Source organism: Nocardia australiensis (assembly GCF_020733705.1).
In the GTDB taxonomy this organism is placed as follows: Bacteria; Actinomycetota; Actinomycetes; order Mycobacteriales; family Mycobacteriaceae; genus Nocardia; species Nocardia australiensis.
In genome coordinates this window covers 120,734-142,940 of record NZ_JAJFZM010000016.1, presented here as the reverse complement: position 1 = coordinate 142,940, position 22,207 = coordinate 120,734, and the positions used below count along the sequence as shown (strand labels likewise).

Here is a 22,207-nt window from a genome sequence, read left to right as displayed (position 1 = left end):
ATCTGACAGTGATAGTGAGGTCATGCACACTGCCAACCCCGACGTCCCCGATCATGTCTTCGCCGATGTCCTGGAGCAGGTCGGTGACTTCGTCCGCACCAGGGTCGTTCCTCGTGAGCAGGAGATCTCCGAGACCGACGCGATCCCTGAAGACATCCGAGCCGTCGCCAAGAAAATGGGTCTGTTCGGATACGCCATCCCCCAGGAGTGGGGAGGGCTGGGCCTGAACCTCATTCAAGACGTCGAACTCGCGATGGAGCTCGGCTATACCTGCTTGTCGCTGCGATCGATGTTCGGCACGAACAACGGCATCGCAGGTCAGGTGCTGGTCGGATTCGGTACCGACGAGCAGAAACAGCTGTGGCTCGAGCGGATCGCCGCGGGCGAGGTCGTCACCTCTTTCGCGCTCACCGAATCAGGCGCCGGATCGAATCCGGCCGGCCTGCGCACCAAAGCCGTCCCGGACAGCGATGGCTGGGTGATCACGGGAGAAAAGCGGTTCATCACCAACGCCCCCATCGCGGATCTGTTCGTAGTGTTCGCCCGTACCCGCCCGGCCGACGAGAACGGAACCGGTATCGCTGTGTTCCTGGTGCCGGCCGGCACCGCCGGGGTTTCCGTCGGAACCAAGGACCGCAAGATGGGGCAGGAGGGGGCCTGGACCGCAGACGTCCACTTCAACGACGTTCGGGTGCCGGCATCCTCGCTCGTAGGGGGTAGCGAGGACATCGGGTACCGGGCAGCGATGACCTCGCTCGCCCGAGGACGCGTGCATATCGCGGCGCTGGCGGTGGGCCAGGCCCAGCGCGCCCTCGATGAGTCTGTTGCTTACGCCGCGACCTTGACGCAGGGTGGCACCCCGATCGGCAACTTCCAGCTGGTCCAGGCGATGATCGCGGACCAGCAGGTCGGAGTGATGGCCGGTCGCGCGCTGGTCCGCGATGCCGCGCGGGCTTGGGTCAACGGCACCGATCGACGGATAGCGCCCTCGGTCGCCAAACTGTTTTGCACCGAAATGGTGGGCAAGGTCGCGGACCTCGCCGTTCAGATCCACGGCGGCAGTGGCTACATGCGCGAAGTGGCCGTCGAACGGATCTACCGGGATGTGCGCCTGCTGCGCCTGTACGAGGGCACCAGCGAGATCCAACGCTTGATCATCGGTGGAGGACTCGTGAAGCAAGCGAAGAGGCAGGCGTCATGAGCCTGCCACTCGACGGGGTCACCGTCGTCGCACTCGAACAGGCCGTGGCCGCACCTCTGGCCACCCGCACGCTCGCCGACCTCGGCGCGCGGGTAATCAAGGTCGAGCGGGTCGACGGCGGCGACCTTGCCCGCAACTACGACCACGTTGTCCACGGCACCGGGGCACACTTCGTCTGGCTCAACCGAGGGAAGGAATCGATCGCTGTCGACCTCAAGAGCCCCGAGGGGTGCTCGGCAATACGACGCCTGGTCGACAATGCCGACGTTTTCATCCAGAACCTCGCCCCCAGGGCCGCCGAACGGCTCGGCCTCGGCGCCGAGGAACTGCGCGTCGCGCATCCCGAGCTGATCGTCGTCAACCTCTCCGGGTTCGGCGGCGGTGGTCCGCTCGAAGACCGCAAGGCCTACGACATGCTCATTCAGGCCGAAGCCGGCTTGATCTCGATTACCGGCACCCCCGACACCCCCGTAAAAACGGGAATTCCCACAGCCGACATCGCATCCGGTGCGGCCTGCTCCCAGGCGATCTTGGCTGCCCTACTTCGCCGATGGCATACCGGTGCAGGTGCCACCATCGAGGTGTCGATGCTCGAAGCGACCATCGAGTGGATGGGGCACGCGCTCTACACCCAGCTCTACACCGGAAGCCAGCCACCGCGAATGGGATTGAGCCACACCTCGATCGCTCCTTACGACGCGTACCCCACCCGTGACGGAAAGATCCTGATCGGGATTCAGAACGACCGGGGTTGGCGCACACTCGTCACCGAAGTGTTCGGCGTCCCCGAGTTTGCGGACGACCCCCGTTTCGTGACAAATGTTCAACGAGTGGCCAACCGTCGCGAATGCGACGAACTCGTCGCGACCAAGACGGCCCGATGGACGACCGCGGAACTGGACATGAGGCTGGCCGCAGCAGGAATACCCGCCGCTCAGGTCAAACAACTCGACCAAGTCGTCGAGCACCCTCAGCTTCGTGCCCGCGACCGATGGCGGACGGTGTGGACCGAACATGCCCAGGTGCATGCCCTGCTTCCGCCGGCCACGTTCGAGGACACCGAGGCCCGAATGGGCGATGTCCCAGCTCTCGGTCAGCACACCTGCGCTCTGCTCGTCGAATCCGGACTCGATACCGATGCCGCCGACATGCTGATAACAGCCGGCATCGCGTTGCAGTCCGATACCACGTACACCGCCGCCACCCGATAATCCGCCGACGCACAGAGAAGAGGACAACATGCTCGAAGGACGGACCGCTGTGATCACCGGAGCGGCGCAAGGAATCGGACTGGCGATCGCCCGCACGTTCGCCGAGCGCGGGGCGAACATTGTCATCGGCGACCTCGACGAGACGAAGGCCCGTGCGGCCGCGGTGTCACTACTGGGACCTGCCGTCGGCGTCCGATGCGATGTGACCTCCTCCGACGACGTCACCGCCCTCCTGTCGGTGGCGACCGACTCGTTCGGCTCGCTCGACGTGATGGTCAACAACGCGGGTATCACTCGCGACGCCACGATGCGCAAGATGACCGAGCAACAGTTCGATGATGTCGTCCAAGTCCATCTCCGCGGATGCTGGAACGGAACTCGCCTCGCTGCGGGCATCATGCGTGAGTCTGGCGGAGGATCGATCATCAACCTCTCTTCGATCTCGGGAAAGGTTGGATTCGTGGGCCAGACCAACTACTCGGCTGCCAAGGCAGGAATCGTCGGTCTCTCCAAGGCAGCAGCCAAGGAAGTAGCCCACCTGGGTGTTCGGGTGAACGTCATCCAGCCCGGACTCATCCGAACTGCCATGACCGAGGCGATGCCCCAACACATCTGGAGTCAGAAGATGTCCGAGATTCCGATGCAACGCGCGGGCGAACCTGAGGAAATCGCGTCCGTCGCCCTCTTCTACGCCTCCAACCTGTCCTCCTATATGACCGGCACCGTCGCCGAGGTCACCGGTGGCCGCTACATGTAGGCATGACCGGACATCAAGCGAAGAAAAGTCGTCGCAGCCTGACAACAGCAGGCATGGAACGGCGCAGACGAAAGGCAGAGCACGGGAATGACCGTCCTGGTCTTCAATACCTCGGAAGATGTTCACTTCCATATCGGAAAACCCATCGGTCCCGGCCCATGGATGACACTGGATCAAGCCAGGATCGACATGTTCGCCAAGGCCACCGGGGACCACCAGTGGATCCACACCGACCCCGAGCGGGCCTCATCGGGCCCCTACGGAACCACGATCGCCCACGGGTACCTGACCCTCTCATTGATACCGAGGTTGGCGGCCGATCTATACACCCTTGCATTCGGATCGGCCCGCGTGAACTACGGCTGCAACAAAGTTCGGTACCCGGCCCCCATACGCACCGGCTCACGGATCCGGGCGACAGCCACACCGATTACGTGTTCGACCACCGACCGAGGGACCTTGGTCACCACGAAGTTCGCGATCGAGGTCGACAACGATGACAGGCCGGCGCTGGTGGCCGAAACCCTCACACTGGTGGTGCCCTGAATCCGCGGAAGGACTCGCCAACGACCCCGTCGACAACGTCGGCGCACGCGCGGCGCCCGACCCGGACCCGGCCCAACGGCAGCCTCGTGCCGCTCGCCGAGCAGGACCGCGGTCTGTGGGGCACCCGCCTGATCGCCGAGTGGTACGACGAACTGCTGCCGGATGCTCCGAGGCGTGATCATTCCGGCGCCGGACCCCGGGAAGTAGAAGCTTGCTCAAGGTGGACCGGCGTGGTGGGTGTCGAGGATTGGGTCGCGGCCACCTGACCGTCGAGTGCCGCGTGTTCGTCGGTGAAAGTGGGGAGGCGGCGTCGGGCGTATGCCTTGGTGATCTGCACGATCGCGACCAGCATGACCACGAGCAGCCCGACGCTGGCTCCGGGTACGACATCGACGGGTAGGGTGTATGCCATGACGACGCGGGCGGCGGCGTCGATGAGGAAAGCCGCACCCCAGGCCGCGGTCATCCGGCGCAGCGTACGGCGGAACTCCGCATTGCGGTCCCAGTCCGTGCGCCAGCGAGCGGCCGCATCGGCCGGCAGCAGAGGCAGTGTGGCGTCGTAGAGGATGGGTCTGGCACCGAGCAGTCGCAGCCCGTAGAACGTGGCGAACGGCCACAACAGGTCCACGCCCAAGAGCCCGATGAGGGCGCCGCGGCGTCCTCGACGAGCCGCAGACGGGGGAATGTCGGCGCTCATATCGACCTCCTGGTGGCGCGCTCGATCAGCGTGACGAGTTCTCGGGTGTAGGTGTCCAGATCGAAACGGGGGTCGGTGGCCAGGTGCCGGCAGCGGCGTCGATCGCGCCGCGAATGATCACCGCCACCGATTGGACGATCGCCGCCACCGCGCAGGTCAGGATCTGCTCCCTGCGCGCCTGCCTCGATGAAGGTCGGTCGAGCCCTGACGCCGATTTTTGACCGCATGGACAAAAAATAGATCACTTGGTCAGAAATGGCTAGGGTTCTCGGCGAATCGAGCCCACGCGGAAGGTTCAGGGGCCGGGCCCACAGCGGCGGTCCGAACACCAACATGCGGCGCGCGGCAATGAACCCCGCCGCCATCCACACATGGCTGAAGATCTGCGCCGGTGCGTGTCAATCCCCGGCTCTCGCCCTACGGTGGATACGACTTCGAACTGCTGCCGGTGGGTGTCGTGCAGGTCGGCCCGTGAACATCGCGGTATTCCTGGGCCGATCGTCGCTCGTGGCGTTCCACATGATCAATCGCATCGTGGACTGGCGTCCCGCCTGAGGGCCGTGGACTGAGTTTGACGCGCTGGTTCCTGCGCAGACTCGGCTACGCAATGCCGCCTCCGGTGAAATATCTGTCATCCGCCGGGTGCAGCGAACACGTGAGGCAAAAGCCCCGTATTCAACGGCTGTGATGGATGCCGGGCGCACCGGGTCGACGGCGAGCGTTGGCTGTCACCGTCAACGTCCTGCGGCGGCCTCCACCACCGCCGCGACGTCGGCGGGATGGGAAACCAGCGACGCGTGTGACGCCTCGACCTCGCTGGTGTGCGCACCCACCCGATTCGCCATGAACCGTTGCGACGCCGGGGGAATGACGCGGTCGGCACTCGAGACCAGGTACCAGCTCGGAGTCGAAGCCCAGGACGGCGATCCGGAAAGTTCGATGTTCGCCGCGGCGGCAATGGAGTGCTGGTGGGCGAGCATGTCGGCGGCGGTGGCGTCGCTGACGTCCTGTGCGAATACGTCGTGGAAGCTGTCGGCGGCGAGGTAGCCGTCGATATTCTTCCCGGCAATTCCAGTGGCGTCGTCGACAATTCGCAGCTGCAGGGCCGGTGGCAGCAGCTGAGATCCGGGGAATCGGATCGGGTCGAGTGCGAGCGCGGCCGGTTCGCCCTGCACCGGCGCGAAGGCCGCGATATAGACCAGCGCCTCGACGTTCGCGGCGTGCACGTTGCTGATCACGGTGCCGCCGTATGAATGCCCCACGAGTACAACGGGTCCCGACACCGAATCCACCGCCCGTTGCACTGCCGCCGCGTCATGGGCGGGACCGCGCAACGGGTTATCCGGTGTCACCACCTGATAGCCCTGGTCCCGCAGCAGGGCCGCGACGCTGTCCCAGCTGGTGGTATCGGCGAAGGCGCCGTGTACGAGCACAATCGTCGGCAGTGGGGCGGCGCTCGCGGGTGTGGCCGCCAAGACGGGTACGACGGCGACAATCAACGCGATCAGCGCGGCGCGCAGGCTACGGGCAAGGTTCATCGGATCTACCATCCGTTTCTTGAAGAAGTCGAGAAGGTAGGCGTTGAAAGACTTGGTAGCAGTCACCGTACGGCTCACGCGGCGTGGCAGATAGAGCTACCACAACCAGGAGCGGGATGGCCGGGCATTCGTCGAGCGGAGCCCTCGGCCATATCCGGCCCGTCGGATCGGCGCCTAGTGTTCAGGCGTGGCGCTGACCCCGGCGAGCTTGCCCGCGAGAGCGTCCAGGCCGAGCATCGCCAGCAGAGATACGCAGTCTTCGGCGTTCTCGGAATGACTGGCGACCGTCCTGGCCGCTATCGCACTCTGCCTCGCGGTTTCCGCCTTCTCCGCGGCCCGCGACTCCGCGAATTCGCTTTGTTCGTGAACAAGAGTGATGTGTCGTGCCGTGGGCATAAGACTCCTTGGGTTGCATCGGAGCCTACGCGGGTTGACCGAACCGTGATAGTGCAACCGACCGAACGGGCTCCGGCCGGGGAACATGTCGGCGGTGGCTGGTCGCGATCCGTCGTCCAATCGTTACCAAACACGGGTCCGGTGCCCGCGCAGGACTCGGCAAAATATCGGCGAACCGCTCTGGCAGGGCGGGCAGCATCAGCGAGCGCGCCGAAAGCGGCGGATGCCACCGCAACTACCGGATCAGACCAAATCGACACCTGCGACAGGCGTTGTCGTCGGCTGCGGCGAACCACCCGCCGGTTCAACGGTGATGGCCAGGGTCTCCTGGTCCGTTTCGGCGGCATCGTCCAATGCCCGCATAACCCGAGATTCCAGGGCGGCCGGAGGTCCCTGCGCGTCCAGTACCGACAGCGATGCCAACGTTTCTCGAACGCCCTGCACGGTGGCCTCGAACTCCGATACGGTCGCGTCGTCCGCGGCGTCGAGACCGCGCTCGATCGACTGCCGCTCGGGCCCGGAGACCGCATCCATCGCGTACAGGTCGGCTAGGTCGAGCAGATCCGGTTTGGGCAGCTCGCTGTCGGTCATCGGTGCCACTTCCTGTCCGGCCGGTAGGGAGACTCTCACCGGAGCCGCCGATACATGCGCGGCGGGCGGCATCAACACGGTTTCGGTCACGTGGTCCCTACACGACATGGCGAGTGACGATCGTCGACAGAGCCGTGCTCAACACAGAAGTATTTACCCGGATCGATACACGCGAAACCTGACCAATCGGTCCGAATGCTGGGAACCAATCCCGGACTGCGGCACTGGCCGGTTACCGAACGCCGCGCTATTTTGTCATCGTTGTGGGCGACACCGCCACATCGACGAGCCCGGGCTCGACGGCTAGCCGAGCAGTTCGCGAACGACGCCGTCGGCGAGCAGGCGTCCGCGATCGGTCAGCACTAAGCGGTCGCCCGTTCGTCGCGCGAGACCGTCCGCTACCACACGGGCCGCGGCGCTGGTCGCGGCCGAATCCAATTCGGTAATCAGGATCCCGGTGCGCAGGCGGACCGCGAGCATGACGCGTTCGGTGTAACGCTCGTCGTCGGTCAGCGTTTCGCAGCCTGCCACAGGCAGAGCACCATCGGCCATCCGGTCGGCGTAGCGCGCGGGGTGCTTGATATTCCACCAACGGACTCCGCCGACGTGGCTGTGCGCGCCGGGACCCGCGCCGAGCCAGTCGCCACCGTCCCAGTAGCCGAGGTTATGGCGGCAGCGAGCGGAATCGCCTGCGGCCCAATTGGATACCTCATACCAGGTGAGACCGGCGGCGGACAGGCGCGCGTCGATGCGCTCGTAGCGGGCGGCGAGCACGTCGTCATCGGGTGCGGGCAATTCACCACGGCGCACCCGCCGCGCCAACGCGGTTCCGTCCTCGACAATGAGCGAGTAGGCCGAGACGTGATCGACACCCGCGCTGAGCACCGCGTCCAGGCTGGCGTCGAGATCGGCCGCACGCTCGCCGGGGGTGCCGTAGATCAGATCCAGATTCACGTGCTCGAATCCGGCGGCGCGCGCCTCCCTCGCGGCGGCAACGGCCCGGCCCGGTGTGTGCGTGCGATCGAGCACCTTCAGCACATGTCGCGCGGCCGACTGCATACCCAGCGATACCCGCGTGAATCCGGCGGCACGGATCTGGTCGAAGAACTCCGGTGAGGTCGATTCCGGATTCGACTCGGTGGTCACCTCCACGCCGGCCGCGAGGGTGAAGTTCGCGCGTACCGCGTCGAGGACCGCACCGAGTCCGTCACCACCGAGCAGCGAGGGCGTCCCGCCGCCGACGAAGATCGTGGCTACATCGGGGGTGGTCGTCGGAAGCGCCGCGAACCGCTCGGCCGCCGTGGCCAGTTCCACCCGCAGCGCCTCGAGCCACGATTGCGGCGACGCCGAGGTCCCGAGCTCCCCCGCCGTGTAGGTGTTGAAGTCGCAGTATCCGCATCGAGTCGCACAGAACGGCACGTGTACATAAATCCCGAAGGGGCCACCGCCGAAATCACGCAGCACGAGGTCATCGGTCTCGGCTTCGGTGGTGTCAGCAGCTGAACTCACCCCACCAGTGTGAACGCCCGCGCTCGGCGCGGTTCCCCCGGGTGGCCGCGCCGAGCGGCCCGTCACACCTCCCGCCGCGCAGCGCGTCAGAGTGATGCCGACTACCGACACTCGCCGCACCGGGACCAGGGTGTGCTCGGAGAACGTCGCACGGCGAAATCCGACTGTCGCGGCGTGGGCGACCGCGCGCCATGCGGTCGCGTTTACGGTCGCCGAAACGGTGCGCTCACGCCCGGCCGGCCGCAATGGCGAACTGTCGGCCGAGTTCACGCGTCTGTATATGACGGCCATCACAGCCAGACCACACGGTCCAGGGAATTTCCCTCAATATTGCGGGAAATACGGCCGGGAGCTTCGCGCGTCCTTGTTGACGTGGCACAATATGCTCCATGCGCGGATCTGGAGTACGACTTGTGGCACGTCGCCACGTCGACTACCAGCGCGTCTGCAGTGCCTGTTGTCTGCCCGATTCCCTCCGGTAGTACAGCGGCACGCAGTTCCGGGTCTCCCCCGGCGATCTCCCGATTTCGATGACATCGGCCCGCTGACACCGCAGGCGCGAGTCAGCCCCTCGCGCCTCCAGCACGGATGTTTTCAACCACCCAGCAGGAGCGACCCCATGACGTCGAGTACCGACGCCGGTCCCGACCAGCCCACGCCGGAGTCCCGGCCCGGGCATCACGCGCGGGCCGACCGCCCAGTCTCCGAGCGACGTGCCCGACCGGACCGTCCTCGTCCCGAGGCCGCCGCAGTGCCGCGCGCACGTACCGGAAAGCCGGTGCGCCGCAAGTCCGAGGGCCAGTGGGCCCTCGGCTATCGAGAACCTCTCAACCCGAACGAACAGAGCAAGAAGGACGACAACCCGCTCAACGTCCGCGCCCGCATCGAGAACATCTACTCGAAGCAGGGCTTCGACAGTATCGATAAGAGCGATCTGCGCGGCCGCTTCCGCTGGTGGGGTCTCTACACCCAGCGCGAGCAGGGCTACGACGGCAGTTGGACCGGCGACGAGAACATCGACCTGCTCGAGGCCAGATACTTCATGATGCGCATCCGCTGCGACGGAGGCGCGCTCAACGTCGAACAACTGCGCACGCTAGGTCAGATCTCGACCGAATTCGGTCGCGACACCGCCGATCTGTCCGACCGCGAGAACGTGCAGTACCACTGGATCGAGGTGGAGAACGTCCCCGAGATCTGGAGGCGGATCGAGGCGGTCGGACTCCAGACCACCGAGGCGTGCGGCGACTGCCCGCGTGTAGTGCTCGGTTCGCCGCTGGCCGGTGAATCGCTCGACGAGATCATCGACCCGACTCCGGCGATCGATGAGATCGTCAGCCGCTACATCGGCAAGAAGGAGTACTCCAACCTGCCGCGCAAATTCAAGACCGCCATCTCGGGCCAGCAGGATGTGGTGCACGAGATAAACGACGTCGCGTTCGTCGGTGTGAATCATCCCGAACACGGCCCGGGTCTGGATCTATGGGTCGGCGGCGGTCTGTCGACGAACCCGATGCTCGCCAAGCGGGTCGGCGCGTGGGTGCCGCTGGACGAGGTGCCCGACGTGTGGGAGGCGGTCGTCTCGTTGTTCCGCGACTACGGCTACCGCCGCCTGCGCACCAAGGCTCGGCTGAAGTTCCTGATCAAGGACTGGGGCATCGAGAAGTTCCGCCAGGTACTCGAGGATGAATACCTGAAGCGCAAGCTGATCGACGGGCCCGCGCCGGAGCAACCGACCAAGCCGATCGACCACGTCGGTGTGCAGAAGCTGCGCAACGGTCTCAACGCCGTCGGCTTCTCCCCCATCGCCGGCCGCGTGTCGGGCACCGTGCTGACCAAGGTCGCCGACGCCGTGGAGCGCGTCGGCGCCGATCGGATTCGGTTCACCCCTTACCAGAAGTTGATCGTGCTCGACGTCGCCGACGACAAGGTCGACGAGCTGATCAACGAACTGGAACCGTTAGGCCTGCAGGCACGTCCGTCGCTGTGGCGGCGAAACCTGATGGCGTGCAGTGGTATCGAGTTCTGCAAGCTGTCCTTCGCCGAAACCCGCAAACGGTCCCAGGTGTTGGTGCCCGAGCTCGAGGAGCGGCTCGCGGATCTCAATGCGCAACTGGATGTTCCGGTCACCATCAATATCAACGGCTGCCCCAACTCGTGCGCACGATCTCAGGTCGCCGATATCGGGTTCAAGGGACAGCTCATCGACGATGGCACCGGGAATCATGTGGAGGGCTTCCAGGTTCATCTCGGTGGCAGCCTCGGATTCGATAGCGCCTTCGGTCGCAAGCTGCGTCAGCACAAAGTGACCACAGATGAACTCGGTGACTACATCGAGCGAGTGGTGCGCAACTTCATCAAGCACCGTGCGGACGGCGAACGGTTCGCCCAGTGGGCGGTTCGGGCCGAAGAGGCCGATCTGAAGTGACCAGGGCAGGCAGCGGCGATCGAGTAGAGCTGAGCGATAACTCGGTACGGGAGATCTGATATGACAACACCATTGGCGGACAAGCTGTCCGAAGACGAGCTACGGACGATCGCGGCGCGCGGCGCGGCCGAGCTCGGCGGCGCGTCGGCGGCGGAGCTGCTGCGGTGGACCGAGGACAACTTCGGCACCGCATCCAGCGGTGCCCAAGATAAGCGCGCCGGTTACATCGTTGCCTCAAATATGCAGGACGGCGTGCTGGTTCACCTCGCCGCACAGGTCCGCGCGGGTGTGGACGTGCTGTTTCTCGACACCGGCTATCACTTCGCCGAAACCATCGGCACCAGGGACGCGGTCGAGGCCGTGTACGGGGTGAACGTCGTCGATGTCGCGCCCGAACATACTGTCGCCGAGCAGGATCAGCTGCTCGGCAAGGATCTGTTCGCACGCGATCCCGGCGAATGCTGCCGACTGCGCAAGGTGGTGCCGCTGCAGAATTCCCTCGCGGGTTACAACGCCTGGGTCACCGGCATCCGCAGGGTGGAGGCGCCGACGCGCGCCAACGCGCCGCTCATCTCGTTCGACGAGGCGTTCGGGCTGGTGAAGATCAACCCGATCGCCGCCTGGTCCGACGACGAGATGCAGACCTACATCGCCGAGCACGGCATCCTCGTCAATCCCCTGGTCGAGGAGGGATATCCGTCCATCGGCTGCGCTCCGTGCACACGGAAGCCGAAGCCGGGATCCGATCCCCGAAGCGGCCGTTGGGCCGGCCTCGCCAAGACCGAATGCGGGTTGCATCAGTCATGACCGAAACCAGTGTGAGTGGACTTGTGAATTCATCCGGCACCTCCGAACGCGCCTTCGGCGTCAATGACTTCGACACCCTCGCGGCGTTGGAGTCCGAGTCCATCCACATCTTCCGTGAGGTGGCGGGAGAATTCGAGCGGCCGGTGATCCTGTTCTCCGGTGGCAAAGACTCGACGGTACTGCTACACCTGGCACTCAAAGCCTTCTGGCCCGCGCCGCTTCCGTTCGCATTGCTGCACGTCGACACCGGGCACAACCTGCCCGAGGTGCTGGAGTTCCGGGACAAAATCATCGAGCGTTACGGCCTGCGCCTGCACGTCGCCAACGTGGCGGACTACCTCGCCGACGGCAGGCTCGTCGAGCGGCCCGACGGCGTCCGCAATCCGTTGCAGACCGTCCCGCTGCTGGACGCGATCAGCGACAACCGCTTCGACGCGGTATTCGGCGGTGGCCGCCGCGACGAGGAGCGCTCGCGCGCCAAGGAACGGATCTTCTCGCTGCGCAACGCCTTCGGGCAGTGGGATCCGAAGCGGCAGCGCCCGGAACTGTGGAACCTCTACAACGGCAAGCACGCGCCAGGCGAGCACGTGCGGGTGTTCCCGCTGAGCAACTGGACCGAGTTGGATATCTGGCGCTACATCGCCCGCGAGAACATCGATCTGGCGAGTATCTACTACACCCATGAGCGCCCGGTCTACCAGCGCGACGGCATGTGGATGACGCCGGGCGTCTGGGGTGGCCCACGCGATGGTGAGGTGCTCGAAACCCGTTCGGTGCGCTACCGCACCGTCGGCGACGGATCCTCCACCGGCGCGATTCTTTCCGATGCCGCCGACAACGAGGCGATCCTCGCCGAGGTCGCCGCGTCCCGTTTGACCGAACGCGGTGCGACGCGCGGCGACGACCGAGTGTCAGAGGCCGCGATGGAAGACCGCAAAAGAGAGGGTTATTTCTGATATGTCCGACCTATTACGGCTGGCCACCGCCGGTTCTGTCGACGACGGCAAGTCCACTCTGGTCGGACGCCTGCTCTTCGACACGAAATCCGTGCTGGCGGATCAGATCGACGCCGTCACTCGCGCGTCGGTCGACAAGGGGCTAACGACTCCGGACCTGTCGCTGCTGGTGGACGGGTTGCGGGCGGAGCGGGAGCAGGGCATCACAATCGATGTCGCCTACCGATATTTCGCCACGCCGCAGCGGTCCTTCGTGCTCGCGGACACCCCGGGACATGTGCAGTACACCCGCAACACGGTGTCCGGCGCGTCCACCGCTCAATTGGTGATCCTGCTCGTCGACGCTCGTAAAGGGGTCATCGAGCAGACCCGTCGCCATGCCGCGGTGCTCGCGTTGCTCGGGGTGCCGAAGCTGGTGCTCGCGGTGAACAAGATCGACCTGGTCGACGATGCCGCAACCGTATTCGCGGATATCTCCGCCGAATTCAATCAGCTCACCCGCACGCTGGGCTGGAAAAGCGAGGATGTGCAGGAGATTCCGGTCTCCGCGCTCAACGGTGACAATGTCGCGACCCGGTCGGCGAACACCCCGTACTACGACGGGCCTTCGCTGATCGAGCACCTGGAATCCGTTCCGGTGGACGCCGACAGCTCGGGCACGCATTCGCTGGGGCTGCGGTTCCCGGTGCAGTACGTGATTCGCCCGCGCACCGCCGAATACCCGGATTACCGCGGGTACGCCGGCCAGATCGCCGCGGGTTCGGTCGCCCCCGGCGATGAAATCGTGGTGCTGCCCTCGGGTATTCGCTCCACCGTCGAGCGGATCGACACCCCCGATGGCGAGCTCGCCGTCGCGCAGTCCGGGCGCAGTGTCACGCTGGTCCTCGCCGATGACGTCGACATCTCGCGTGGCGACATCATCGCGTCGGTCTCCGATGCCCCCGAGCCGATCGATACCTTCGACGCTACCGTGTGCTGGCTGGGCGACAAGCCGCTGCGCCCGGGTGCGCGGCTGTTGCTCAAGCACGGCACCCGGACCACACAGGCCATCGTCGGCGCGCTGGTCGAGCGCTTCGACGAGCAGCGCCTGACCTCCGAGGCCACACCGGAGTCGTTGGAGCTCAATGACATAGGGCGCATTTCGGTGCGCGTCGCCGAGCCCATCGCGGCCGATGACTACCTCGTCAACCGGCACACCGGCAGCTTTCTGCTCATCGATCCCGCCGGGGGCAATACCCTCGCGGCCGGCCTGGTCGGTGACGCACTGTCGGCCGTCGAGGTCGGCAGCGCAGTCTGATATGCGGTCCGCGCCAGCACGTTTCGTATCCGCGATGGCGCGGACCGTTCCCATGCCCACAGCCGTGACGATCCCGCGAACCGTGGACGCGGCCACGTGGGTTGCGGCGAAGTCACCCGCACTGATCGCCGTCGCGCACGGCAGCCGTGACCCTCGATCGGCCGCAACCATGTCTGCGGTTGTCGCGCGGATCGCCGCCGCACGACCGGATCTCACGGTGCGTCTCGCTTTCCTCGACCTCAACACGCCCTCGGTGGAGCAGGTGGTGGATGTCGTTGCCGCACAGGGGCATACGCATGCGATCGTGGTACCGCTGCTGCTGGGCAGCGCCTTTCACGCCCGGGTCGACCTGCCCGGTATCCTCGCCGCCGCGGCGACGCGGCAACCACGGTTGCGACTAACCCAAGCCGACGTCCTCGGCACCGACGCCCGCCTGATCGCCGCCGTTCGCGACGCGGTGTCGGCCGAGGGCGCCGATCCCGCCGATGAACGCATCGGCATCGCGGTCGCCGCGGTCGGTTCCTCCGTACGAGACGCGAATGTCCGCACCACAACCGTGGCCCGCAAGCTCGGCACCGATACCGCATGGCAGACCACCACCTGCTTCGCCACCACCGAACCCTCTCTGACGCAAGCGGTTTCCCGACTACGCGCCAACGGCGCGACCCGCATCCTCGTCGCCCCCTGGTTCCTCGCCCCCGGCATGCTCACCGACCGTCTCGCGGCCACGGATCCGAACCTCATGCACGCGAAAACAATCGGCGACCACCCCCACCTCACCGACGTAGTCCTCGACCGCTACGCCACGGCCCACCTCACCGCCATCGGCCTTTCGGCCTGAGACGTCGATATGGACCGCACCGTTGGAACACAGCGCATGGCCCTCGATCAACCCCAGTTCCCGCAGTACCGGGCGCGCCGTCAGCAACGTCCTGCCGGTCGTCACGACCACTTGCGCGCCTGCCGCCACGGCTGCGGCAACAGCATCCGCCACCCGATTCGTGACCGGCGATCCCGTCCGCAGCAGCGTCGGCGTCCACATCCAGCGCGATGAGCTGGGGTCCCCCGGCTACAACCACCACCCCATTCTGCCCCGTTCCGGCGCTACCCATAACTCAATTGACCAGCTCCACCCCGGAGTCAGCGGCTGTGGCCGCCGCCGGAGCCACCGGAGCCACCGCCCGAATTGCCGGAGCCACCGCCCGAATTGCCGGAGCCGCCACCCGAATTGCCGGAGCCGCCACCCGAGGCACCGCTGGAGGAGCCTCGACCGGAGGAGGCACCACCCGACGAAGTACCGCCGGAGGCGGCTCCACCGGAAGTCGCACCACCGCCCGACGACGCACCACCCGAACCCGCACCACCACCCGACGACGCACCACCCGAACCCGCACCACCACCCGACGACGCACCACCCGAACCCGCACCACCACCCGACGACGCACCACCCGAACCCGCACCACCACCCGACGACGCACCACCACCCGACGACGCACTATCGGAGGTATCGGACGAGGCACCGCCCGATGCTGCGCCCCCCGAACCGGCTGAGGTGGATCCACCCGAGGTAGCTCCGCCGCTGGAGGTCGTCCCGGTCCCACTCGCGGCGGACCCACCTGCGCCGACGCCGCCGGTTGACGTGCCGGTCGAGGACGCTTCCGACGTGCTTCCGTTGGAAGCCGGTCCACCCGTAGCGGATTGACCCGGTGCCGAGCCGATAGTGCCACCGAAGCCCGGGGTGTCCAGTGACCCGCCGGTGCCGACACCGGGGATGTTTCCGGTGGTCGCACCGGGTTTGGGCGCGGGCTTCGGATTGAACCGGCCGGGAGTGGAAGCCGCGCCAGGGAAGCCGCTCGGCAGACTCACGCTCGGGATGGCGGGTGAGGACACCGGCTGGTTCGGCGTGGCGGGCAGCTGGGCCGACGGTTTCAGCGCGGGAACAGGGGGAGCGAACGGCAGCGGGTTGCGGAACCGGGCCGGGTCGGCGTACGGGGCCTCCATGGCACCGGAATTCCCTGTATTGCAGCAGGATCGGGTGTCGCGATGTACGGCGGGGCGTGATTCGCTCATGGTCGGGCCGAGTGGAGTTGTGCGCACCACGGGCGCGATCGATAGGGCCGCGGGATGTCGTGCGGTGGGGACGTATGCCACCGGCTGGGCTTCGCCGCCGGATCGCCATGATCCGGCATCCGAGTCGATGAGCACATCACCGCCGGGCTGGTAGATCAGCGCATCGGCGGGGACGTCGATGCCGGGGAACCGATCAAGTACCGGCGACATACCGGTCTCGACCGGTCCGCCGAACACCGTCACTGCCGACACCGCGATCGCGGAAGCGATTGCGGCACTGGAGAACACCGACGGATGCGGGGTCATCAACTTGCCACCGTATGCGGCGGGCTCGAAGATGCGTGCCGCATAGCACGCGGCGCCGGTGGCGACGACCTGCCCCGGATCGACCGACATCACCACAGGTCGGCCCAGTTCGGCCAGCGTCCGCGCTACCTCGGCAGGGCGTGCGGCACCGCCGACGAGCAGTACCTGATCGATATCGGAAAGGGCGAGTCCGGTCGAACGCAGGCAGGCCCGCACCACCTCGAAGGAGTCCCGAATGTGTTCGGTCCGGAGTCCGTCGATATCGACAATGGAGGTCATCGACTGCGGCGGCTGGCCCGGCGCGGCGCGGCGGGCGTATCGCGCGATCATCGAGCCCAGCGGGCGGCCGCCGAAATCGTATGAACGCTGAGGCTTTCCGACCATGGGGTGGTCGGGCCAGTCCGGTCCGACCCGCACGATGGAGACATCGAGGCTGCTGCCACCGAGGTCGTACACCAGCACGAAGCCGTCCCGCAACGGGCCCTGCTCTTCTTCGAGCCATTCCGCGGCCGCGACCGGCTCGGGCACCAACACCACGTCCCTGGCGCCGGACAGATCGAGTGCCTGCCGCAGCAGCGCGACCTGCTTACCGGAATAGACTGCGGGGTAGGTGGATACGGCGCCGACATCGGGATCGACCAGGTCGAGCATGCCGTTGACCACTGCGGCCACCAGATTCGCGGGTGACCATATCCGGCCACCGACCACTACCGAGTCCGGGTCCTGCGCCAGATCGGCGAAATCGCTGATCGCCATGCTGAATTGGGGAATTCCACCGATTCGAATGCCGCCGACGCTGTCGAACGTCACCGAAGTGCGTCGGGTGCGCACCGAAGGCCGGGGACGATCGTCGATCATCGAGGCCGATACGGAGTTCACTGAACCGATGCTGAAACCCACGCCAAAAGTCATTGCTATCCCGTCAACGCACCGTGACCACGTCCATCACACAGGAGAACCATGTGGCCGCGGTCGTCTTCCAAACAGCCCCCACAGGTTAACTGCTTACTGGCGATTACGGATGTCGAATTGATATGAAAAATTTCGCCATCGTTGATCATCCAGTGTTTGCGCAGGTAGAACGGTCGAACAAGTCTGATTAAAACCCGGAGCGACGGCGATTCGCCTGTCGTGTGCGCGATTCCGCTACTTCACAGCGATCAACGAACGCTTCCAGCGCGACGGCCGAGGCCACTCGATCGCGACCATCCAGACTTGGACAACGCACACCAACCGGTCGGTAACTAAGCCGTTGCCAGGAGTGCGCTCCTTACGGTACGACCGCACCATTTTTAATGGCACGGCCGTACTGACCCGCAAAATATGACACATCAAATGTGACGGCCATTTTCCGCTAGCACCCCTCTGTCCTACCGGCTTGACTTGGATCCAGCGATGCGGTCAGGACAGCACGGGACTCAGGACCGGATCCGAGCGAATAGCAAGAACCAGAAGGGATTTGACAACGATCGCTAGACGGTTCGCGGAGCAGGTCGTGCTCATCACCGGCGCAAGCTCAGGAGTCGGTAGAGCAATGGCCCTTCGTCGGCGCACGTGGGCGCTCGTGACCGGCGCGGCGCTCGCGATCGACGGTGGGTTCGCGGCTCAGTGATCGACCGATGAAACAGGCGCGGCACCTCGGCCCGAACACGCCCTCATCGCGTGACCGAACACCGAGGTGCCGACGACCTCTCGGACCTTACCGCCTTCGCGGCGTTCTCAGCAGCTGGTGATCAACTACGGACCAGCAGCCTGCGGACCCCGCTACGGTGGGCAACCGCGCCCGCCGCAAGGACCGCGGGCCGGCGGTTACGCACCAGACGATCGAATTCCTTTGCGCTGCTGTGTGGTTCACACAAGCGACCGGCATTGAAATCATCGGCCAGCTGCCGCACTGTCTCTTGCGCACACGACTTGTTGGTGCCGATGAAACCGGTGGGGCCGCGCTTGATCCAGCCAGTGACATACGCGCCAGGCAGCACCGCGCCGCCGGATTGCTCCAAGACGCGACCGTCGAGGTTGGGAATCACCGCGGCCCGATCATCGAATGGCAAGCCCGGCAATGGAACACCGCGGTAGCCCACCGACGTGAGTACGACGCCGGTTTCCAGTCGATCGGTTGCACCGGTGGCCACGGCACGGACACGACCATCGGCGTCGGTGACAAGCTCGTTGCGACTCACCTCGACGCCGGTCACCTCGTCGGTACCGAGAATCTCGGTCGGTGCGGCCAGATACCGGAAGACGATTCGCTTGCGCGCGCCGAACGGACGAGCGGCCACGCTGTGCAGCAGTCGCAGCTTCTGTTCGACCTGATACGGCTGGCCCGCAGACGGTTCGGGCAACCCACCCTCGATGGCGATATCGACATCGGCACCGAGCAATCCGACGAATTCCGGGACGGTGAAAGCGGATTCGGCGGGGCCGCGTCGGCCGAGGATGACGACTTCCTCGATCTTGCTGTCCCGCAACGTCCGCAGCGCGTACGGCGCGATATCGGTGCCCGTCAGGGTCTCCGGATCACTGGTGAGAATGCGCGCCACGTCGAGCGCGACGTTGCCGTTGCCGACAATCACCGCGCAGCGCTGCGAGAGGTCGAAGGTGTCGCCCGCATGATCGGGATGCCCGTTGTACCAGGCGACGAAGTCGGTGGCGGACACGTTGCCCGCCAGCCCCTCCCCCGGAATGCCGAGCTTGCGGTCGGTGGACGCACCGACCGCGTAGATCACCGCATGGAAGTGTTCGAGCAGCTCCTTATGCGAAATATGCTTACCCACCTCGAGATTCAGGTACGACCCGAAGCCGGGCTGTGCCGATATGACGTCGAAAAGCTCGCTCACCTGTCTGGTCTTGCCGTGGTCCGGTGCGACACCGTGGCGAGCCAGGCCGTAGGGCACCGGCAGGCGATCGAACACCGTCACCGATACGTCGGGCTGGGTCAGCAACTCGTCGGCCGCGTACATGGCCGAGGGACCCGAGCCGATGATCGCCACCCGCAAGGGTTGGCGTTCGGCGTGAATTTCGGCCGCGGGCACCGGCTTCGCCAGCAGCGGACGCGGACGCGACTGCCGATAGAAGTTGGCGTTGATCTCGATGAACGGCTTCTGCTCATCGGTCAGCTTCTTCGACGAGGTGATCGCGTCCACCGGGCAGGCACTCGCGCACGCGCCGCAGTCCACACATGCCTGCGGATCGACGTAGAGCATGTCCGCGCTCAGGAATTCCGGCTCGTCCGGCGTCGGATGGATGCAGTTGACCGGACAGGCGTACACGCACGACGCGTCGCTGCAGCAGGACTGCGTAACAACGTAGGGCACGTCAGGCGGCCTTGACCACGCGCAACGGCTCCGAACGGTACCGGGTGGTGTAACCGTCGATGTCGAGCAGCTTCCAGACCCGCTTGGCGATCGGGTTCATCAGGCCGATGTCCTTCGCCAGCGCGCGAACGTCGGCAAAGTAGTCGCTGAAGACCCGCTTGGCTTCCTTGGACCCGTAGAACAGTTCCTTGCGGACCAAATCCGGGATGTCGAACTCCTCGAAGAAGGTCTTCGGCGGTGTCGCGATCGAGCGACCGAGGATCCACATGACGATCGGCATCGCCAGCGAGAGCACGAACTTGTCGACCGGCTTCGAGTTCGGGACGTGCTTGTTCAGGAACTCGTGCGCGAAGGAAATGTGGCGGGCTTCCTCGGCGACGTGGATGGCCATCACGCCGAGCATGATCGGGTGGACCTCTTCACCGGAGCGCAGAATCGCCTTCTGGATGTGGTCGATCGGCTCTTCGCCGGCGAGCACGGCCATGAAGAACAGGTTCGGCATCTTCGCGGCGACCGGCGCGGCCAGATACTTGAACTTCCGGACCAGCGGGCCCATGCCGGGCACGTCGATCCCGATCCGGTTCACCATCTCCTGGAACATCAGGGTGTGGTTGTGCTCCTCGATCATCTCGTGGGAGCAGTACCGGAATTCCGGCGAGCCGTTGGGCAGGCCGAAGTTATGCGTCACCATGCCGCTGATGAGGATGGATTCGAACTGCAGGCCGACCTTGGCGACATTGGCTTGGCGGTACTTGCCGATCCGGATCTTCTCCTCGTCGGACAGCGCGAGATACCAGGGATGACGGCCGAGCGTATCGCCGGACACCGGCAGGATCCACCGCTCTTCGCCGGCGTCGGCCGCGTAGTCGGGGTTGTCCCAGTCGATGTCTTCGAAGGGGTCGAAGTGCCTGTTCACCGACCCCTCGGAAAGCAGCAGCAGCTTTGCGGCGTACTCCTGCGCCTGCTCGAGATCGGGATCGGGATCGCTGGCGGGCGTCACGGCTGCGGACATCGTCGTCACTGCCTTCCTCAGGGAACCTTTTATATGTTTCCCATAGTTACACCAACAGTGACCCGCGTCAACCCGGCACACTACGAGCAGCCCCGATGGCCCACCCCGCCACAAAAACGACAGCCGCTACCAGACCCCGAGTTCCGCCAACCCGGCGACCACCGCATCCGCGGGCAACGCCAGCGCGAGCCCGATACCACCCGCCGACATCCCGGCGGCAACGGCGAACTTCGTCCGCCCCAGGCGGGTCCAGCGGGTCAACAGCGCGGGCACGGTCGCCACTCGGCGGTGCGTGCCGCGATATTTCGCGCCGTCCGGCTTGCTCCCCTCTTCGGCCGCGGCAGTGGTTCGCCGCGCCATGATCGCCGCACCGTTGGCGATGGTGCGCTCCGGATCCGGTGCCATGATCACCGGGCGCGCCAATTCGGCCGCGAGGACCTCGGACACCTCGGCCGGTCGCGCGGCGCCGCCGACAACGAGTACACAGTCGACATCGGCCATCGTCACATCGGCCGTACGCAAGCAGCGGTACACCAGGCCCAGCGAGCGCCGCACGTGCTCGGTGCGCAATTGGTCGGCGGTCGCACCGGCGACACCACCGGTACCGGCGGCCGGGGCGATGCCGCGCCCGCCCCGCTCCGCGACCATGGCACCGAAGGCCCGGCCGCCGAATTCCGGTGACCGCAGCGACGTGCCGACAATCGGATCGGCCGAGCGCCCGGCACCGACCCGGACGAGCGTCACATCCAGGCCGGCCCCACCGAGGTCGTAGACCAGCGTGAGGCCGGGCATCAGCGGCCCCCGAGCGGCCTCCAGCCAGGTCACGGCCGCGACCGGTTCCGCGACCAGCACGACCTGCCCGAGTCCGACGGCATCCAATGCCGCACGCAGTTCAGCGATCAGATCCTCGTCGTAGCCCGCCGGATAGGTAAGAGTGACGCCCGCATCGGCCGCCCGGCAATCGCGCCGCACTTCTGTGATGAGGCATTCGGCGACGAGCGCGACCAGGTCCGCTGAGCTCAACGCGCGATGGCCGACTCTGGCCTGCCGTCGCGTGCGCTGGGTGAGGTCGGCGAATTCGGCGATCGCACGACCGTGCTTCGGCATCATGCCGACCCGGGCGGTACCGGTGCTATCGAAGGTCAGGGTGGTTCGGCGGGTTGCCGTCGGTGGCTGCTCGGCGGCGGAATGCCGTCGCCGCAGCGCGTGTCTTCCCCGCGAAACTCGGACCGAACCCTCTTGTGCCAAAGCAGAAATCGTGTTCACCGTGCCGATGCTCAGACCGAGCCCAACCGCCATCGCAAGATACCTCTTCGACGAGCCGAGTTTGCTTCGAACTCGATCAGGCAACCACTTGGCAATCAGCGTGCCAACCACCGGACATCGGGTTGTCCGCCCGCCGCCTATCTCGGCACGAGGCGGGCCGGTCGCGGCAGCCTCGCAGCTCACTCGCACCAACATCCCATCGATGTCTGGATTCGCTTATGGTGCGCGGGTATTCGACAAATGCCCGGTCGATGTTTGCCAGACGTCGATGAGCGCGTCGCTATGCATCAGCTATTCGGTCG

At 65.7% G+C, this 22,207-nt stretch carries 20 protein-coding genes and 2 pseudogenes; 11 read left to right on the top strand and 11 right to left on the bottom strand.

What is annotated here, in order from left to right; genetic code table 11:
- Window positions 1–22: 22 nt before the first annotated feature.
- From LKE06_RS27970 to LKE06_RS32995, 5 genes and pseudogenes are all read left to right on the top strand, one after another.
- Window positions 23–1,201, top strand: coding sequence for an acyl-CoA dehydrogenase family protein (locus tag LKE06_RS27970; protein ID WP_228002333.1), 1,179 nt, complete (start codon window positions 23–25; stop codon window positions 1,199–1,201).
- Entirely contained in the window at window positions 1,198–2,412 is a 1,215-nt protein-coding gene (locus LKE06_RS27965) for a CaiB/BaiF CoA transferase family protein (RefSeq protein WP_228002332.1), read from the top strand. The genes LKE06_RS27970 and LKE06_RS27965 overlap by 4 nt, the downstream gene beginning before the upstream one ends.
- A 28-nt stretch (window positions 2,413–2,440) precedes the next feature.
- Window positions 2,441–3,169, top strand: a complete 729-nt coding sequence (gene fabG / locus LKE06_RS27960) for a 3-oxoacyl-ACP reductase FabG (RefSeq protein WP_228002331.1) — start codon at window positions 2,441–2,443, stop codon at window positions 3,167–3,169.
- Window positions 3,170–3,256: 87 nt separating this feature from the next.
- Window positions 3,257–3,715, top strand: coding sequence for a MaoC family dehydratase (locus tag LKE06_RS27955; protein WP_228002330.1), 459 nt, complete (start codon window positions 3,257–3,259; stop codon window positions 3,713–3,715).
- A 44-nt stretch (window positions 3,716–3,759) separates the two neighbouring features.
- A pseudogene (locus tag LKE06_RS32995) lies at window positions 3,760–3,903 on the top strand (DUF6596 domain-containing protein); the annotation flags it as partial.
- On the opposite strand, the gene LKE06_RS27950 reads toward LKE06_RS32995, so the two are convergent.
- The 6 genes from LKE06_RS27950 to hemW form a co-directional block, all read right to left on the bottom strand.
- Window positions 3,894–4,412, bottom strand: coding sequence for a DUF3159 domain-containing protein (locus LKE06_RS27950; protein ID WP_228002329.1), 519 nt, complete (start codon window positions 4,410–4,412; stop codon window positions 3,894–3,896). The pseudogene LKE06_RS32995 and the gene LKE06_RS27950 overlap by 10 nt on opposite strands.
- Window positions 4,409–4,639, bottom strand: coding sequence for a hypothetical protein (locus tag LKE06_RS27945; RefSeq protein WP_228002328.1), 231 nt, complete (start codon window positions 4,637–4,639; stop codon window positions 4,409–4,411). Before LKE06_RS27945 ends, LKE06_RS27950 begins: the two co-directional genes overlap by 4 nt.
- Before the next feature lie 507 nt (window positions 4,640–5,146).
- Entirely contained in the window at window positions 5,147–5,950 is an 804-nt protein-coding gene (locus LKE06_RS27940) for an alpha/beta fold hydrolase (protein WP_228002591.1), read from the bottom strand.
- A 174-nt stretch (window positions 5,951–6,124) separates the two neighbouring features.
- Window positions 6,125–6,346 carry a hypothetical protein gene (locus tag LKE06_RS27935; RefSeq protein ID WP_228002327.1) on the bottom strand — a complete coding sequence of 74 codons (222 nt, stop codon included), beginning with the start codon at window positions 6,344–6,346 and terminating at the stop codon, window positions 6,125–6,127.
- 243 nt (window positions 6,347–6,589) lie between these two features.
- The gene (locus tag LKE06_RS27930) at window positions 6,590–7,027 is read right to left on the bottom strand and encodes an RskA family anti-sigma factor (RefSeq protein ID WP_228002326.1); all 438 of its coding nucleotides are present in this window, start codon (window positions 7,025–7,027) and stop codon (window positions 6,590–6,592) included.
- 213 nt (window positions 7,028–7,240) lie between these two features.
- Entirely contained in the window at window positions 7,241–8,446 is a 1,206-nt protein-coding gene (hemW, locus tag LKE06_RS27925; protein WP_372477440.1) for a radical SAM family heme chaperone HemW, read from the bottom strand.
- A 389-nt stretch (window positions 8,447–8,835) separates the two neighbouring features.
- Here hemW and LKE06_RS33390 point away from each other — a divergent pair, with 389 nt between their 5' ends.
- The 6 genes from LKE06_RS33390 (at window position 8,836) to LKE06_RS27900 (ending at window position 14,775) form a co-directional block, all read left to right on the top strand.
- Window positions 8,836–8,928, top strand: coding sequence for an Ms4527A family Cys-rich leader peptide (locus LKE06_RS33390; RefSeq protein ID WP_372477439.1), 93 nt, complete (start codon window positions 8,836–8,838; stop codon window positions 8,926–8,928).
- Between the two features lie 137 nt (window positions 8,929–9,065).
- Window positions 9,066–10,874 (top strand): nitrite/sulfite reductase, encoded by a 1,809-nt coding sequence (locus LKE06_RS27920; protein ID WP_228002325.1) that lies wholly within the window; start codon window positions 9,066–9,068, stop codon window positions 10,872–10,874.
- Window positions 10,875–10,934: 60 nt separating this feature from the next.
- Window positions 10,935–11,681: a phosphoadenylyl-sulfate reductase gene (locus LKE06_RS27915; protein WP_228002324.1), complete on the top strand. Its 747-nt coding sequence runs from the start codon at window positions 10,935–10,937 to the stop codon at window positions 11,679–11,681.
- A complete protein-coding gene (gene cysD / locus LKE06_RS27910; RefSeq protein ID WP_228002323.1) occupies window positions 11,678–12,637 on the top strand; it encodes a sulfate adenylyltransferase subunit CysD in 960 nt (319 codons plus the stop codon). The genes LKE06_RS27915 and cysD overlap by 4 nt, the downstream gene beginning before the upstream one ends.
- A 1-nt stretch (window position 12,638) precedes the next feature.
- Window positions 12,639–13,934, top strand: coding sequence for a sulfate adenylyltransferase subunit 1 (locus LKE06_RS27905; RefSeq protein WP_228002322.1), 1,296 nt, complete (start codon window positions 12,639–12,641; stop codon window positions 13,932–13,934).
- 52 nt (window positions 13,935–13,986) lie between these two features.
- Window positions 13,987–14,775: a sirohydrochlorin chelatase gene (locus tag LKE06_RS27900; RefSeq protein WP_228002321.1), complete on the top strand. Its 789-nt coding sequence runs from the start codon at window positions 13,987–13,989 to the stop codon at window positions 14,773–14,775.
- Between the two features lie 69 nt (window positions 14,776–14,844).
- Here the strand turns inward: LKE06_RS27900 and LKE06_RS27895 are convergent.
- From LKE06_RS27895 to LKE06_RS27875, 5 genes and pseudogenes are all read right to left on the bottom strand, one after another.
- Window positions 14,845–14,976 (bottom strand): annotated as a pseudogene (locus tag LKE06_RS27895) (HAD family hydrolase); the annotation flags it as partial.
- Between the two features lie 98 nt (window positions 14,977–15,074).
- A complete protein-coding gene (locus LKE06_RS32840; RefSeq protein ID WP_308188451.1) occupies window positions 15,075–17,189 on the bottom strand; it encodes an Hsp70 family protein in 2,115 nt (704 codons plus the stop codon).
- Between the two features lie 854 nt (window positions 17,190–18,043).
- The gene (locus LKE06_RS27885) at window positions 18,044–19,627 is read right to left on the bottom strand and encodes an FAD-dependent oxidoreductase (RefSeq protein ID WP_228002320.1); all 1,584 of its coding nucleotides are present in this window, start codon (window positions 19,625–19,627) and stop codon (window positions 18,044–18,046) included.
- A 1-nt stretch (window position 19,628) separates the two neighbouring features.
- A complete protein-coding gene (locus tag LKE06_RS27880; protein WP_228002319.1) occupies window positions 19,629–20,639 on the bottom strand; it encodes an AurF N-oxygenase family protein in 1,011 nt (336 codons plus the stop codon).
- A 126-nt stretch (window positions 20,640–20,765) separates the two neighbouring features.
- Complete coding sequence (locus LKE06_RS27875) at window positions 20,766–21,905, bottom strand: Hsp70 family protein (RefSeq protein WP_228002318.1); 1,140 nt, start codon at window positions 21,903–21,905, stop codon at window positions 20,766–20,768.
- Between the last annotated feature and the right edge of the window lie 302 nt (window positions 21,906–22,207).